This is a genomic window from Seonamhaeicola aphaedonensis (genome assembly GCF_003386195.1).
Classification (GTDB): domain Bacteria; phylum Bacteroidota; class Bacteroidia; order Flavobacteriales; family Flavobacteriaceae; genus Seonamhaeicola; species Seonamhaeicola aphaedonensis.
Genome location: NZ_QRDX01000001.1, coordinates 664,818 through 681,739, shown reverse-complemented (window position 1 = coordinate 681,739; position 16,922 = coordinate 664,818). Strand labels below are relative to the sequence as shown.

Annotated in this window: 15 protein-coding genes; 12 read left to right on the top strand and 3 right to left on the bottom strand. The window is 33.4% G+C overall.

The genetic code is table 11. The features are described from left to right. The 5 genes from DFQ02_RS02965 to xylE all read left to right on the top strand — a co-directional run bounded on the left by DFQ02_RS02965 (position 1) and on the right by xylE (position 6,798). Positions 1 to 666: a response regulator gene (locus DFQ02_RS02965; protein ID WP_116039481.1), complete on the top strand. Its 666-nt coding sequence runs from the start codon at positions 1 to 3 to the stop codon at positions 664 to 666. Positions 667 to 972: 306 nt separating this feature from the next. Beyond that, a complete protein-coding gene (locus DFQ02_RS02960; RefSeq protein ID WP_116039480.1) occupies positions 973 to 2,184 on the top strand; it encodes a glycoside hydrolase family 88 protein in 1,212 nt (403 codons plus the stop codon). A 386-nt stretch (positions 2,185 to 2,570) separates the two neighbouring features. Next, on the top strand, positions 2,571 to 4,055 hold the full coding sequence (locus tag DFQ02_RS02955) for a xylulokinase (RefSeq protein WP_116039479.1): 1,485 nt from the start codon (positions 2,571 to 2,573) through the stop codon (positions 4,053 to 4,055). 10 nt (positions 4,056 to 4,065) lie between these two features. Next, complete coding sequence (gene xylA, locus DFQ02_RS02950; protein WP_116039478.1) at positions 4,066 to 5,373, top strand: xylose isomerase; 1,308 nt, start codon at positions 4,066 to 4,068, stop codon at positions 5,371 to 5,373. A gap of 9 nt (positions 5,374 to 5,382) precedes the next feature. After that, complete coding sequence (gene xylE / locus DFQ02_RS02945; protein WP_116039477.1) at positions 5,383 to 6,798, top strand: D-xylose transporter XylE; 1,416 nt, start codon at positions 5,383 to 5,385, stop codon at positions 6,796 to 6,798. Positions 6,799 to 6,913: 115 nt separating this feature from the next. Here xylE and DFQ02_RS02940 read toward each other — a convergent pair whose 3' ends face one another. Beyond that, the gene (locus DFQ02_RS02940; RefSeq protein WP_116039476.1) at positions 6,914 to 8,743 is read right to left on the bottom strand and encodes a DUF885 domain-containing protein; all 1,830 of its coding nucleotides are present in this window, start codon (positions 8,741 to 8,743) and stop codon (positions 6,914 to 6,916) included. A 123-nt stretch (positions 8,744 to 8,866) separates the two neighbouring features. Further along, entirely contained in the window at positions 8,867 to 9,886 is a 1,020-nt protein-coding gene (locus DFQ02_RS02935; RefSeq protein ID WP_116039475.1) for a LacI family DNA-binding transcriptional regulator, read from the bottom strand. Positions 9,887 to 10,027: 141 nt separating this feature from the next. On the opposite strand from DFQ02_RS02935, the gene DFQ02_RS02930 reads away from it, so the two are divergent. The 6 genes from DFQ02_RS02930 (at position 10,028) to DFQ02_RS02905 (ending at position 14,554) form a co-directional block, all read left to right on the top strand. Then, a complete protein-coding gene (locus tag DFQ02_RS02930; RefSeq protein WP_116039474.1) occupies positions 10,028 to 10,885 on the top strand; it encodes a YicC/YloC family endoribonuclease in 858 nt (285 codons plus the stop codon). Between the two features lie 57 nt (positions 10,886 to 10,942). Then, a complete protein-coding gene (gmk, locus tag DFQ02_RS02925; protein WP_116039473.1) occupies positions 10,943 to 11,530 on the top strand; it encodes a guanylate kinase in 588 nt (195 codons plus the stop codon). Positions 11,531 to 11,532: 2 nt separating this feature from the next. Continuing rightward, positions 11,533 to 12,111 carry a nicotinate (nicotinamide) nucleotide adenylyltransferase gene (nadD, locus tag DFQ02_RS02920; protein WP_116039472.1) on the top strand — a complete coding sequence of 193 codons (579 nt, stop codon included), beginning with the start codon at positions 11,533 to 11,535 and terminating at the stop codon, positions 12,109 to 12,111. Between the two features lie 55 nt (positions 12,112 to 12,166). Continuing rightward, positions 12,167 to 13,072 carry a sugar phosphate isomerase/epimerase family protein gene (locus DFQ02_RS02915; RefSeq protein ID WP_116039471.1) on the top strand — a complete coding sequence of 302 codons (906 nt, stop codon included), beginning with the start codon at positions 12,167 to 12,169 and terminating at the stop codon, positions 13,070 to 13,072. Between the two features lie 13 nt (positions 13,073 to 13,085). Further along, positions 13,086 to 13,448, top strand: a complete 363-nt coding sequence (locus DFQ02_RS02910; RefSeq protein ID WP_116039470.1) for a methylglyoxal synthase — start codon at positions 13,086 to 13,088, stop codon at positions 13,446 to 13,448. Positions 13,449 to 13,582: 134 nt separating this feature from the next. Next, on the top strand, positions 13,583 to 14,554 hold the full coding sequence (locus tag DFQ02_RS02905; protein WP_116039469.1) for an alpha/beta hydrolase family protein: 972 nt from the start codon (positions 13,583 to 13,585) through the stop codon (positions 14,552 to 14,554). 242 nt (positions 14,555 to 14,796) lie between these two features. On the opposite strand, the gene DFQ02_RS02900 is transcribed toward DFQ02_RS02905, so the two are convergent. Continuing rightward, a complete protein-coding gene (locus DFQ02_RS02900; protein WP_116039468.1) occupies positions 14,797 to 15,738 on the bottom strand; it encodes a nicotinic acid mononucleotide adenyltransferase in 942 nt (313 codons plus the stop codon). A gap of 133 nt (positions 15,739 to 15,871) precedes the next feature. Here DFQ02_RS02900 and DFQ02_RS02895 point away from each other — a divergent pair, with 133 nt between their 5' ends. After that, a complete protein-coding gene (locus DFQ02_RS02895; RefSeq protein ID WP_116039467.1) occupies positions 15,872 to 16,873 on the top strand; it encodes an NAD(P)H-dependent glycerol-3-phosphate dehydrogenase in 1,002 nt (333 codons plus the stop codon). Positions 16,874 to 16,922: the final 49 nt, after the last annotated feature.

The window sequence follows — 16,922 nt, the reverse complement described above, 5'->3', positions numbered from 1 at the left end:
ATGTTCAAAAAAGTATTAGTTGCAGATGATCTTGGAAGCATAAATCTAGGTGTATTAACAATAGCAAAGAATCTAGGGTTGAATAATGTTGAACGTGTTGAGTATTGTGATGATGCCTATCTAAGAATTAAAAAAGGACTTTTAGATAATGACCCGTATGATCTATTAATTACAGACCTTTCTTTTAAAGAAGATCACAGAACTCAAAAGTACCCTTCGGGAGAAGATTTAATTAAAGTTTTAAGAAAAGAAACTCCTAACCTTAAAATAGTTGTGTATTCCATTGAAGACCGACTTCAAAAAGTAAGACGGCTAATAAGTCAGTATAATATCAATGCCTATGTATGTAAGGGTAGGAAGGGGCTTGAAGAATTGTCAAAAGCGGTAGAAGAAGTTTATGAAGATAGGTTTTTTATTTCTGAACAAGTTTCACATGCTCTTAGCAATAAAACAACTTTAGATATTGATGATTTTGATGTTTTATTACTTCGTAATCTGGCTTCAGGAAAATCGCAAGAAGAAATTAGTCTAGATTTTAAACAAAAAAATATTACTCCCAGCAGCTTGAGTTCAATAGAAAAACGGCTTAATAAACTAAAAATACAATTCTCTGCAAGTAATACCATACATTTGGTTGCTATTGGAAAGGATATAGGGCTGATATAATTTTTAAGCGATTCCGGGAAACCGTAATGAAGTTAAATGCATTTGACTTAATATTGTCATGCTATTAATTAATTCTTTTGGGAGAGAATTATCCTAACCTTCATGATTCAATATAATTGTGAAGGTTTTTTTTATCCTTTTTACAAAAATGTTTTTTCTGAGAATTCTTTACCTTAGTCAGAAGATATAATAGTTAAAGTTCTATTAATTTTATAGACTTATCTTTTTTAGTCAACATCAAGAAACAAAGTCCACAACAATTCTACTATTTTATTATTTTTAGGACGAATTAATAAAAAAGCAAAAATGAAAAACGTATTCCAATGGGCCATTGCTGCCTCATTGATATTAATGTTAGGGTGTTGTACTAACCCTAAAAAAAAGCAAACATTTTCAGTAGAACAAGCTAAACAAGCGTTAGATACGGCTATGGTCCAATACGAATTCATGTATAATTCTATTTCAGATAGAGGTAAATATCCAACCAGCACACACGAAGATGGACGCACACGATGGACACCTCCTACTGGATGGACTAGTGGATTCTTTCCTGGGTCGCTTTGGTATTTATATGACTATTCTGGTCAAGAGAAATTCAAGGAAATGGCAGAAATCACCAATGCAGCTCTAGATACCATAAAAACCTACACGGGCACACACGATATTGGTTTTATGTTATACTGCAGCTTTGGAAATGGACTTCGTCTTACTGGAAATGAAGCATATAAGGAAATTCTAAAAACAGGAGCTAAAACCCTGGCTAACAGATATAGCCCTGTAACCAAAACCACACTATCTTGGAGCTGGGGAGCACGTATGGGTTGGCAGTTCCCTGTAATTATTGATAATATGATGAATCTTGAGTTGTTGTTTTGGGCAGCTAAAGAAACAGGTAATAAAGAACTTTATGATATTGCAACCACACATGCAAACACAACTATTAAAAATCATTATCGGGATGATTTCAGCTGCTATCATGTTGTAGATTATGATACCATAAATGGCAGTATTCGTTGGCGGGGGACCTTTCAAGGCGCCAGTGATTCATCGGCTTGGGCTAGAGGACAAAGCTGGGGGCTGTATGGATATACTTTGGTTTACAGGGAAACAAAAGACCCGAAATATTTAGAACAAGCTGAAAATATTGCAGGATTTATTCTAAACCATCCTAACCTACCTAAAGATATGATTCCTTACTGGGATTTTAATGCTCCTAGCATTCCAGATGCAGAACGAGATGCATCTGCTGCTGCATTAATGGCTTCTTGCTTTCTTGAGTTGAGCCAATACGTTGAAGAACCCAATAAAACAGCTTACTACTCTGCTGCCGAAAAAATTCTAGCTACACTTTCAAGCGAAGAATATTTAGCTAAAACGGGAGACAATAATTATTTCATTCTAAAACATAGCGTTGGATTCCATCCGCGTGGTCTTGAAATAGATTCACCAATTAATTATACAGATTATTATTATATCGAGGCACTATTAAGATATATTGCACTTAATAAAGAATTATGATTTTCTTGACCTAAGAACTCAGTAAATCTACCACACGGTTTTATTAAAAAAGTAATGTAATGAATTAAAACCTTTAATCTTTTGATTGAAGGTTTTTTGCCTTTTTACCAAAGCCATTAAATTTACTTAAAGGTTTAAGTAATTTAATGGCTTAACTCTTTTAAAATGGTCAATACATTCCAATGTGTTGATAATATTGATATTTAGCATATTTATTGTCTATATTCTTAATTTAAATATTCATCCTAATAGAGTTCTATCTTAGCATTTAGTTTAAAGTTTATAAGCAAATATTGGATATAAATAAATACTTTTAAAGCTGGAATAAAATTAATTTTGAACACTTCCCCATTCAGGTTCAAAATTCTCGAAATAAAATTTAAGATTTGTATTATATAGGATTAGACATTGGTAGCTCCTCAGTAAAAGTAGCACTTGTAAATGCAGCTTCTGGCAAAAATATTTTAAGTTTAAACGAACCAACCACCGAAATGGAAATTCTAGCCCTTCAAAATGATTGGGCGGAACAAGACCCTGACCTATGGTGGAACTACGTCTGTAAAGCCATTAAACGCGTTTTAGTTGAAACTAACGCTGATGCTTCAAAAATATTAGGTATTGGTATTTCATATCAAATGCATGGTTTGGTAATTGTTGATAAAGATGGGAAACCACTAAGAAATTCAATCATATGGTGTGATAGTAGAGCGGTTGATATAGGTGAAGATGCTCATAAGGGTTTAGGTGAAGATTTTTGCGCCGAGCATTTGTTGAATTCTCCAGGAAATTTCACGGCTTCCAAGTTAAAATGGGTTAAGGATAATGAACCCGATATTTACAATCAGGTTTACAAGTATATGTTGCCTGGAGATTATATCGCCTACAAATTAACCGGTGAAATGAATACCACAAAGAATGGGCTTTCCGAAGGGATTCTTTGGGATTATAAAAATGATATTTTAGCTGAATCTTTATTAAAATATTATGGTATCGATAAAGATTTAACTCCTGATATTGTGGACAATTTTACCAATCAAGGTTTTACTAATGAGAAGGCTTTTAAAGAAACTGGCATACCTGCTGGCGTACCAGTTACATATCGAGCTGGAGATCAACCTAACAATGCTTTATCATTAAATATTTTTAATCACGGCGAGGTGGCAGCAACTGGTGGTACATCAGGTGTGGTTTATGCGGTTACTAATACTTTAAAGTCTAAAGAGTCTTCAAGAATCAATCATTTTATACATGTAAACTACACACCAGAAAACACCACCGTAGGTAAATTACTTTGTATTAATAGTTGTGGAATCATGTACAGATGGTTAAAGGATAATATAGGAATTCACTCTTACGAAGCTATGAACAATAAGGCAGCTGAGGTTCCTATTGGATCTGATGGTGTGGTTATTATACCATTCGGAAATGGAGCCGAACGCATGCTTAACAGTAAAAATATTGGAGCCCATTTTTTAAATTTCAATTTGAATCTTCATAGTAATGCTCATTTGTGTAGAGCGGCACTTGAAGGTATTGCTTTCGCCTTTGTTTACGGTATGGAAATTTTAACGAATGATAACGCCGAAATTAGGGTGATTAGAGCTGGGAATGACAACTTGTTCCGAGCTGAAATATTTTCAAATACGGTAGCAACGTTAATAGGTCACGAAATTGAAATTTACAATACAACAGGTGCTGTAGGTGCGGCTAGAGCTGCTGGGTTGACCGATGGTGATTTTAAGAAATTTGGTGATAGCATCACAAAAAATGACCATGTGATGACCTTTATGCCGCTTCAAAATAAAGAGCCGTATCAAGAAGCATATTTAAACTGGAAAAAAGAATTAGAAATTATACTAAACAATAAATAAAACTAAAATCATGGAATATTTTAAAGGCATAGACGCCATTAAATTTGAAGGTAAGGAATCTGATAACCCCTTAGCATTTAAATATTACAACCCAGACCAAGTGGTGGCTGGAAAAACCATGCGTGAGCATTTTAAATTTGCAATTGCTTACTGGCATACGTTCTGTGGACAAGGTTCAGATCCATTCGGACCAGGAACTCAAAATTTTGCTTGGGACCAGGCAGCCGACCCTATTCAAGCAGCTAAAGATAAAGCTGATGCAGCTTTCGAATTCATTTCTAAAATGGGATTTGATTACTACTGTTTCCATGATTATGATTTAGTTCAAGAAGCACCAACTTTTGCAGAATCTGAAAAAAGATTGGCCACCATTGTTGATTATCTAAAAGGAAAACAAGCCGAAACTGGTAAAAAACTGCTTTGGGGAACGGCTAACTGTTTTTCAAATCCAAGATACATGAATGGAGCCGCTACAAATCCAGATTTTAATGTAGTTGCAAGAGCAGGTGCTCAAATAAAATTAGCCTTAGATGCTACCATTGCTTTAGGAGGCGAAAATTATGTGTTCTGGGGTGGACGTGAAGGTTACATGTCGTTATTAAATACCGATATGAAGCGTGAGTTAGACCACATGGCGCAGCTTTTAACCATGGCAAGGGATTATGCTAGAGGCCAAGGTTTTAATGGCACGTTCTTTATTGAACCGAAACCAATGGAACCCATGAAACATCAGTACGATTTTGATGCGGCTACAGCCATTGGATTTTTAAAGGAATATGGTTTAGATAAAGATTTCAAAATGAATATTGAAGTAAACCATGCTACTTTGGCGCAACACACGTTTCAACATGAATTAGAGGTATCTGCAAGTGCTGGTATGTTAGGTAGTATTGATGCCAATCGTGGTGATTACCAAAATGGTTGGGATACAGATCAATTTCCTAATAACATACAAGAAACGACAGAGGCTATGTTGGTATTCCTAAAAGCTGGTGGACTACAAGGTGGTGGTGTGAATTTCGATGCTAAAATTAGAAGGAATTCTACCGATATGGAAGATGTATTCCACGCGCATATTGGTGGTGCCGATACTTTTGCACGTGCATTAATAACTGCAGATAAAATCATATCTTCGTCACCATATGAAAACTTAAGAACTAAAAGATATAGCTCTTTTGATTCAGGAAAAGGTAAAGATTTTGAAGATGGGAAATTAGATATGAAGGCACTTTACGATATTGCCAATGAAAATGGCGAATTACCATTAACCAGTGGTAAACAAGAATTGTTCGAAAACATTATCAACCAATACATTTAAGACCACATTATGGAAACAACTAATTCTAAGTATTTAATTAAACTAACCCTAGTAGCCACCTTGGGCGGATTACTTTTTGGTTATGACACAGCTGTTATTTCTGGAACCGTAAGTTCATTAGAACATTTCTTCGTACTTCCGTTTGGATTGGAAGAAACCGCTGCAAATTCTCGTTTGGGATTAGTTGTTTCCAGTGCTTTAATAGGCTGTATTATTGGTGGCCTTTCGGGTGGTATCATAAGCAAAAAATTTGGTCGTAAAAAAGGATTAATTTTAGCAGCCATTTTATTTCTACTTTCTGCTTTAGGGTCTGCCATGCCTGAAATGCTCGTTAAACCTATAGGAGAGGCCGATCATACCTTTATTTATGTATTTATAGTGTACAGAATTATTGGGGGTATAGGTGTAGGGTTGGCATCCATGCTATCTCCACTCTATATAGCTGAAATTGCACCTGCTAAAATTAGGGGAAAATTGGTGTCGATGAATCAGTTTGCCATCATTTTTGGTATGCTGGTAGTGTATTTTGTGAATTACTTTATTGCAAAACAAGGAGATGATTCTTGGCTTAACACTGTTGGATGGCGTTGGATGTTTGCCTCAGAAACTATTCCTGCTGCATTGTTCCTATTAATGTTATTTATGGTTCCTGATACACCAAGATCTTTAGTGTTAAAGTCTCAACCAGAAAAAGCACTGGATGTGTTAGTAAAAGTAAATGGTATTGAGGAGGCCAAAAAGATTTTAGGTGATATTCAAAATACGGTGGTTAGCCATTCTGGAAAATTATTTTCATATGGTATTACAGTGATAGTAATAGGTGTTTTATTATCGGTTTTTCAACAATTTGTTGGTATTAATGTGGTGCTTTATTATGCTCCTGAAATATTTAAGAGTATGGGTTCTGGAACAGATGCTGCTTTATTACAAACAATTATTGTTGGTGCGGTTAATTTACTATTCACTGTTCTTGCAATTATGACTGTAGATAAATACGGCAGAAAACCACTAATGATTATTGGTGCTGTAGGTATGGCATTTGCCATGTTCTCTTTAGGGACTTCTTTTTATATGGAATCGGTAGGTATAGGAGCACTTATATTTATGTTAATTTATGTGGCAGGTTTTGCTATGAGTTGGGGACCAGTTTGTTGGGTATTACTATCTGAAATTTTCCCAAATAAAATTAGAGGTAGAGCGCTTGCCGTAGCCGTAGCTGCTCAATGGATTTCGAATTATCTAGTTTCCTGGACATTCCCTATGATGGACAAAAACACCTATTTATTAGAAACATTTAATCATGGATTTGCTTATTGGATTTATGGTATCATGGGAGTACTTGCAGCCTTACTAGTTTGGAAATTCGTACCAGAAACTAAGGGTAAAACCCTTGAAGAAATGGAAAACATTTGGAAGAAAAAATAATAACTTATTAAATATTAAAAAGACCCAATAGATTTTTCTATTGAGTCTTTTTAATTTACAAAATGCTAGTTCGCTTAAAGGAATTTCTTATAAGCTAGTCCTAATTTTAAGAAACTTAACTTTTAGAAGCAATGTATTCGTCTACAAAATCTTCTAAAACGTTTAAAGGAATTGCACCATGAGAGATCACTACCTCATGGAATTCACGAATATCAAATTTTTCTTCTAATGCTTCTTTTGCTTTTTTACGTAATTCTATAATCTTCAACATACCAATCTTATAAGCAGTTGCTTGACTTGGCATTACAATGTGCCGTTCTACCATTTTAATGGCGTCTGTTTCAGCATTTGGTGTATTATCGATATAATACTTAATACCTTCCTCTCGTGTCCATTTTTTAGCATGTATTCCTGTATCTACAACCAATCTACAAGCTCTCCACAACTCCATTGCCAAACGCCCAAAATCTGAATAAGGGTCTGCATAGAATCCCATTTCTTTTGGAATAAATTCAGAATATAAACCCCAGCCTTCAATAAAGGCTGTATAACCCTGAAATTTTCTAAACATTGGCACATCTTCTAATTCTTGCTGAATTGCCAATTGCATATGATGCCCAGGAATACCTTCGTGATATGCCAACGCTTCCATTTGATATGTTGGCATTGATTTCATGTCATATAAATTGGCATAATAAATCCCTGGTCTGGAACCATCTGCAGCAGGACGGAGATAAAATGCCTTTCCAGCCGATTTTTCTCTAAATGGCTCAACGGCTTTTACTATAATGTCTGCTTTAGGTTTGGTGATAAATAATTCGTCTAACCTTGTTTTCATGCTATCAATTATCTGGATAGCTTTGGCTAAATATACATCTTTCCCTTTTTGATCTTGAGTAAAATAAAACTGTTCGTCTGTTTTTATAAATTGAAAAAACTCTTGCAAACTGCCTTCAAAGCCAACTTTTTCACGAATAGCATCCATTTCATTATGAATTCTAGTAACTTCGGACAATCCTACTTCATGAATTTTATCTGCAGTTAAATCAGTAGTGGTTGTTCTTTTTAATGCATTGTTATAGAATGCCTCACCATTAGGAAATTTCCACACACCATGATCGGTATTTGCCCTTTCCTTTTGTGCTTTCATAAAAGAAATAAGCCCTTTGTAAGCAGGTTTTATTGATGCCAATAAAGCTTCATTTGCTTGGTTTTCTAAAGCGGATTTAGTGGTATCATCTATTTCCAATTCATTTACTTTACTCATGAAATCTTCTAATAAAGTACTTTGATAATCAGAATTATCGAATGGTTGACCAACTAATATATTTTCTGAATCTTGAATAACTTTATCGTAAACAAATTTTGGAGGAACAATACCATTAGCTTCACGAGTTTTTATGTTTTCTAACAATTGAGAAAAGTATTTATTGAACCCATTTAATCTAGATATATAAGCTTCAGCATCATAAACACTATCAATTCGGTGCATATTTATTAAGAATGCAGGTTTCTGTGACTGCGCACCAAACATTTGATTCACTGGGTAGTTATACAGTCTATATTTATAATCATTAATATAGTTTTCCAGATTTTGCTTAAAGAGTTTATAGCTTAATAAAGCATCTTTTGAAAGAGCATCTACATTTACAGAATCAGTTAACCAGACAAGTTCATTCTTTTTTATTTCCAAATTTCTTTCATCCATTTCAGGAGAAATGTCATTTAATTTACCATAATCCTTTTTAATTCCAAGCCTAGTTTGAAATTCAGGGTATAAAGCCACGATATTATCAAATGATTTTTGAAGAAAATCGTTCAGTCTTTTTGATTCAGTTTCAATCTCAGCATTTGAATATACCTTTGCTCTTTTTTCATTTTTACAAGAAATAAATAAAGTAACTATACAAAGCAACTGTACTGGTTTTAAAACTAATTGTTTCATTGATTCTTTATTTTAGGGGTCTTGATTTTTTCAAATGTGTGGTAACTTAATGATATGCATCTTTTTTAATGATTATCAAGTTAGGTGAAAATTTTGACAAAACCAAATAATTAAAGGGAATTACTAGATACGCTTTGTGCTCTCGCGCTCTATCAAACTAGTTTTGATTACTTTGGTTTGAAACGGCGCGTCTATTTCACCTTCCAGTCGGTCTATAAGTATTTTGGCTGCCATTTCACCAATATACTTGCCATGTTGACTAATGGTGGTAATTCTGGGTGTTACATATTGCGGTAACTTCCCATTGGTGAAACAAATAATTGACATCTCATTAGGCATATGATACCCCATACGCTTTACAATTTCTAAAGATTGCACCGCAGAACTTTCTTCTAAACACAACAAACCATCTATAGATTTATCTGCCAAAACAATTTTCATAGCTGTTTCAAAATCTTCACGTTTACCAATTTTAACAATAAGTTTGGGGTCAATAGTTATATTGTTATCTGTAAGTGCTTTTTCGTAACCCTTTGCCCTTAGTTTACCAACACTTAAATTATCAATTACTGAAATCAATGCAATTCGCTTACACCCTGTTTTTATGAGATGATTGGTGGCATTACGAGCTCCTTCAAAATCATCAACAATTACTTTATCGCAAGCAATTTCATCAGTTACACGGTCAAACAAAACCATAGGCACTCCTTCATTAATAGTGTTCTTTAAATGTTGGTATTGTTCCTTTTCTTGGGTTTCTTCCGCAAGTGATAAAATAAAACCATCTAAAGTACCATTTTTCAAAAGTTCCATGGTTTTAACTTCCTTTTCGTATGATTCGTTTGAAATACAAGAAATTAAACTATAACCTTTTTCGGTAGCTTTTTCTTCAATACCAACAAACACCTTTGCAAAAAAGTTGTTCATGATATTAGGAATGATGACACCTATAGTTTTGGTTTTTTTGTTGAGCAAACTTAAAGCAACACTATTAGGTTTATAATGATGCTCTTTAGCGTACTGCTGAATTTTCTCTTTGGTTTTCGCGCTAATTTCATAACTATCGCTCAAGGCCTTAGATACCGTAGCAATAGATACATCAAATTGGTTAGCTATATGTTTCAGCGTGATTCTTTTTTTCACACGTTTAAATTTTAAGTGCGTCTTCTTCTAAACTAAAAGAAGTAAGCTAATTTAGATAATTAAAGTAATTATTTTTTAGTTACCGCTTGCATTTTATTCCATTCTGGTTTTAATTACCTTTGTAATCTTAAATACACGTTTATGATTTATTCAATGACAGGTTACGGAAAATCTGTATTGCAACTACCCACCAAAAAAATTACCATAGAGTTAAAATCTCTAAACAGTAAAAATCTTGACTTAAATGCTAGAATGCCTACTATTTATAGAGAGAAAGAATTAGCTATTAGAAAACAATTAGCAAATGCTTTGGAGCGTGGAAAAGTTGATTTTTCAATTTATGTGGAAGTGACAGGAGAGGATACTTCATCACAGATAAACAAACCCGTGGTGCAACAATACATAAACCAATTAAAAGAAGTGGTTGATGGCGATGACACCGAACTACTTAAAATGGCGGTTAGATTTCCAGATGCGTTAAATACGGTTAGAGAAGAAATCGATGAAGACGAATGGAAAAAAATTCAAACCGAAATCAATAGTGCCGTTGATGCTTTAAACAATTACAGAAAAGACGAAGGCAAAGTACTTGAAACCGATTTTATAAAACGCATTGAAAACATTGGTATTCTACTAGAGAGAGTTATAGAGATGGACCCAGAACGTATTGAGGCTGTTAGAGAGCGTTTGTTAAAAGGTGTTGAAGAGCTCAAAGAAAAGTATGATGAAAACCGCTTTGAGCAAGAGTTGGTTTACTACATTGAAAAATTTGATATCACCGAAGAAAAGGTGCGATTAAAAAATCATTTAAACTATTTTATTGAAACCTTAAAATCTAAAGATTCTAACGGAAAAAAACTCGGATTTATTGGGCAGGAAATAGGTCGTGAAATAAATACCATTGGTTCCAAAAGCAACTATGCGTCTATGCAACAGCTCGTTGTACAGATGAAGGATGAACTCGAAAAAATTAAGGAGCAGTTATTGAATGTGCTTTAATTCATTGAAACGTCAGCAGTATGCTGTGGCAGTACAATCTATAAAAATTTTAAACTTTTGACAAAGAACGAAAATAAACAAGGTAAACTCATCGTGTTTTCAGCACCTTCAGGTTCTGGAAAAACAACTATAGTTAAACATTTGTTAGGTATTGAAGAATTAAATTTAGAGTTTTCAATATCGGCTACTTCACGCGAAAAACGAGGAACTGAAGTAGATGGAAAAGACTACTATTTTCTGTCTGCTAAAGATTTTAAAAACAAAATCAAAAACCAAGAATTTCTAGAATGGGAAGAGGTTTATAGAGACAATTTTTATGGGACTTTAAAAAGTGAAGTAGAACGTATCTGGGATTTAGGAAAGCATGTTATTTTTGATATTGATGTTTCTGGCGGACTTAGAATTAAACGCAAATTCCCAGAACAAACATTGGCCATTTTTGTAAAACCACCAAGTATAGACGAGCTAAAAATTAGGTTAAAAAAACGCAAAACTGAAAGCGCAGAAAAAATAAGTATGCGGGTTGCAAAAGCTTCGGCAGAATTAGCTACAGCACCTTTATTTGATGAAATTGTAGTTAATGACAATTTAGAAAATGCTTTTAAGGACGCTGAAGTATTGGTGAAAAACTTTATAAATTCTTAAGTATGAAGATAGGGTTGTATTTTGGATCTTTTAACCCTATTCATGTTGGGCATTTGGTTATAGCCAATCATTTTGCAGAATACAGTGACCTTGATCAAGTTTGGTTTGTAGTTACGCCTCACAATCCGTTTAAAAATAAAAGTTCTTTACTTGATAACTACCAGCGTTTAGAGATGGTTTACAGAGCTACAAAAGATTATACTAAATTACAGCCAAGTGATATTGAGTTTAAATTACCACAACCTAACTACACTATTAATACACTGGTTCATTTAGAGGAGAAATATCCCAATTATGAGTTCTGTTTAATAATGGGAGAAGATAATTTAAAGCATTTCCATAAATGGAAAAACGCCGAGGTTATTCTGCAAAATCATCATATCTATGTCTACCCCAGAGTTCCTAAAATAAGGGTTGAAACAAAGTTTGATGACCACGAGAAAGTACATTTTATAGATGCCCCTGTTATGGAAATTTCTTCTACATTTATTAGAAATGCCATAAAAGAAGGTAAAAATGTACAGCCTATGCTACCACAGCATGTTTGGGAATATTTAGATGAAATGAATTTTTACAGGTAACTAAAAATTCTTATTTTAATTACAGAAATTTTGGTCGTTTTAAATCTTATTCATCATGGATAAAACTCGAAGAAACGTTTTACAAAGCTTAATGCTAGCACCTTTAGTTTTAGGGGCTAACAGACTCATGGCTTACACCAATCTTGTTAAAAACAACAAGACAACTAGACTGCAGTACAGCATTAATGCCTATTCCTTTAATTCTGAGTTAAGAAGTGGCGAAATGACTTTTTATGACATGATGGAATTTGCTGCAGATATTGGTTTAGATGCTGTAGATTTAACAGGTTATTATTTCAATTCTTATCCAGATTCACCAACCAACAAAGCACTTTTTGACTTAAAAAGAAAAGCTCTTGAGTTAGGACTTGATATTGCTTGGACCGGTGTTAGAAATGACTTTGCCACTCCAGATGCTGTTAAAAGAAATAATGATATTGAACTTATCAAAAACTGGCTAGAGGTTTCCTCTAAATTGGGATCACCCATTATGAGAATTTTTACTGGAAGACATAAAAGTGATACATATTCCAAAGAGCAAGTAAAGGAATGGATGGTGAATGACTTTAAAACGTGTGCTAAATATGGGGAACTTCATGGCGTTATGGTTGGTTTGCAAAATCATGACGAATTTTTATTTACCAGTGAGGAAGTCATTGATATTTTAAAAAGAGTAGACTCAGATTGGTTTGGGTTAATTTTAGACTGCGGAAGTTTACCTTCCAACAACCCGTATCAAGAAATTGAAAACCTTGCGCCTTATACCAACTACTATTTTGTAAAAGAGCATGTAAAACAAAAAGATAGTACTAAAGTTCAAGCCGATTTAAAACGTATTGCAAAGATTATACAATCTAGTAATTATCGTGGTTATGTGTCATTTGAAAGCCTTAAAGAAGGAGACACCAAAGCCATAATAAAAAATATGGTTAGCGAGTTTAAATCGGGGCTTCATAACTAAAAATTAACATGAAATGGAAATAGCAATTATTGCACATGATGGAAAAAAAGCTGAAATGGTTCAGTTTATAAATCAACACAAAGCAAAACTTCAAGAAAAGAAAATAGACATCATCTCTACGGGTACCACAGGAGGTAAGGTTGAAAATGCAGGGATAAAAGTTACTAAATTGCTATCGGGTCCTCTAGGTGGTGATGCCCAAATAGCAGCCAGAGTTGCTGAGGGAAAATGCAACATGGTGATATTTTTTAGAGATCCTCTTGAAAAGCACCCACACGAACCTGATGTTATTATGCTTATGCGCTTGTGCGATGTGCACGACGTACCGCTAGCTACTAATCCTGCGACTGCAGAATTATTGGTGAGGGCTCTTTGATGGCTTTATTTTGTTAAAATTTACAACTATACTGATTACTATATTTTGAAATATCTTTAAAAGCAGAAACTCAATCCTTACTGTTTCTTTAACTACAGTGATTTTTCCTATATCCAAACAAAACATTTATAAACATGACTAACTGGTTTAAAAACAAGTATTTATTAAAACTAATATTATTATACACATTATTTCTGAACTTTTTGGGACTTGTATATGGACAAGATTTGGACTATCTAAATCCCAAAGATTTTTCTAGTCATTTTGATTTATCATACGGAGAATACGAGCGAAATAAGTTTGATATTCTACTCCCAAAAAATGATGCGAAGCATGGTCTTATTATTTATATACATGGAGGTGGATTTCAACATGGAGACAAAAAAAATATATATAGGAGAAAACAAGATATTAAGTATTTTCTTGACAATAATATTGCAGTAGTATCTATTAATTATCGCTTCTATACACCAAACGATTCTCTGGGAGTAAGAATATGTCTTGAAGATATTCAAACAGCTATTCAATATTTACGATTTCATGCTGATGAGTTTAATATTGATAAAGAAAGAGTAGGTTGTTATGGTAATTCTGCTGGTGCAGGTTCAAGTTTATATTTTGCCTTTCATGATAATCTAGCAATAAAGGGAGATACTTCTTTAAAAGGAGAATCTACACGATTAAAATGCGCAGGAGCTATAGCCACGCAAGCTACATACAATGTTTTTAAATGGAAAAAAATAATACCTTATATGCGTTTAGTTCTTCCCTTAAAGCGCAAACAAATTTATAATGCTGCTGCTAACTTTTATGGCTATTCAGATTATAAATCATTTAAGAATGAAATTCGTATCGCTTCAAAACAACTAGACATGTTATCTATGATTGATGCAAAAGACCCTCCAATTTATCTTATGAACTTAATGAAAGAACATTTCCCAAAAAATGATAATGTGATTCAGCATCACAGAAATCATGCTATTGTAGTGTCAAAAAAACTTAATAAACATAATGTTAAAAACCATCTATACACAAGTAAAATAGTTGATAATGAAAAAGATATTGATTTTAAAATCAGAGAATTTATAGTAGAAAACCTGAAATAGAATACTGAAACTACTCTTCCTATTAATATAAAAATGCTGATAAAAATAGTTTAACAACTTGATTTAGTAATAATATTAATCACCTTCATTTTTTGCCTTTAGATCTACAGTAATTATTAGGCATACCTCATTATAATGATATGTATCTAAATAGTAGATATACGAACAAAAAAGAAACCGCCTAAATAACTTTGCTTTAAACGGTTTCTAAACTAAATAACCAACCAAATTTTTGTGAAACTCTATTTTGTTCTTGTATTTTCTCTAGGGTTGTCTACCCTTTTATTTTTAAACTTACGTTTTTTATCTACCTCAACATTTTTTCCTTTTGAATCTGTAATCTTCAAATATTGAATATATCCTCTACCTTTAAATTCATATACGGTCTCAGAGGTTGGATGAAACAGTTCAATAGTTCTATCATCTATAACGGTCAATTCAAAAAATTCATTGTCGAAGAAATCATAATCTAATGTTAAAGTTTTAAGGTATAAATTATTTGAAACATTCCCCACTCCATAAACCCCGGTATAATCCCAAATTAGACTATTAACATTTGTTCCAACCATATCTTGTGAACTTTGGAATGTAGAATCATTACCTCCAGCTAAAAACTGTACAAAGTTTTCATTATCAAATTCATTAATTGCTCCAAACTCACTCGTGTAGGTTTTCTCCCAGGCTTCATACTCTTGTAAGAAATAATGAATGTTATCATAGAACACAAAATCGTAATCAAAATTACTACGTTGATAACCATCTAAAAAGTAGGAAGTATCATTATTCGGATTATAAAGTTCTATGGTATTAGCATCAATTTGAAATACATCAAAGGTTGTAAAGCCATCAATATCATGATATACATCTAAAATCATATTATAAGCTTCATACTCACCCACATCAATACCAAATCCGTTACCATTATTTCCTATTCCCACAATATTATTATTGGCAAACACCACACCTCCCCTAAAAGAAATTGTAAAGGCTTTTTGTAAAAATGGTGTTTCTCCATAACCCGATGTAGCGTTAATGTCTACATACCATAATTCATAAGAATTTAGTAACTGATTAATAGAAATTGTGGGTTCGTCAACAAATTCATCCACATGAACTTCGGTATAACATGATGTGAAAAGTGTTGCTGATAAAGCGAATGTAAAAAGTAGTTTTATCGTCTTCATATTATCTTCATTTTAGGTTTTCTAGTTAGTTGTTTTCAAAACACGTGCCAAAATATTTTTCTTAAAGAATTGATAGGTGCCATAGCTTTAATATATTTACGTACTTTTAAACTGGAATTGATAGAATGTTTTTATGGAAAAACCTTTAAAATATGCGGTTTTTGGCGGTGGAAGTTGGGCAACAGCTATTGTAAAAATGCTTTGTGAAAATCTTGATGAAGTGGGATGGTATATGCGCAGTGTTTATACTAAAGAACATATTTTAAGAGAACAACACAACCCCAATTATTTAAGTTCGGTAGAGTTTCATCTAGAACAATTAAAGCTTAGTAATGACATTAACGAGATTGCTGCATGGGCAGATGTATTGTTTTTTGTAATTCCCTCGGCTTTTATTCATAATGAATTGAATAAGCTTTCCGTTGATATTTCAACTAAAACAATTGTATCAGCAGTTAAAGGTATTATGCCAGAATCTGGTTTATTAGTAGGTGAACACTTCCATGAGTTCTATAATTTACCCTATGAAAACATTGCGATAATTGCGGGTCCATGTCATGCTGAAGAGGTTGCTTTAGAGCGCTTATCATACCTTACTATTTCATGTTCTAATATCAATAAGGCTAAAGAAATTGCGAGAGCTTTATCTTCAGAATACATCAACACCAAAGTTAGTGATGACGTTATTGGTATTGAATACGCTGTTATGCTGAAAAATATTTATGCCATAGCGGCTGGCATAGCGCATGGCTTGGGTTATGGTGATAATTTCCAGAGCGTACTTATGAGTAATTCCATTCGTGAGATGAATCGTTTTATTAAAAAACGCCATAAAATGAAACGAAACATCAATAACTCAGCTTATTTAGGTGATTTATTGGTTACGGGGTATTCCACATTTTCTAGAAACCGCATGTTTGGTAATATGATTGGAAAGGGTTATACTGTAAAATCTGCTCAAATGGAAATGAGTATGGTAGCCGAAGGTTATTATGCTACCAAGAGTGCTCACCAACTTTATGAAAGGAACAATAAAAGAACTCGAATACCAATAATTAGTGCAGTTTACGAAATACTTTATGAGGGTAAAAATCCAAAAAAGGTATTTAATAAATTGACTGAAAAGTTGAATTAAAGACTTGTTCAACCTGAACTCTTCAAAATACTTTTAAATATTCATCAAG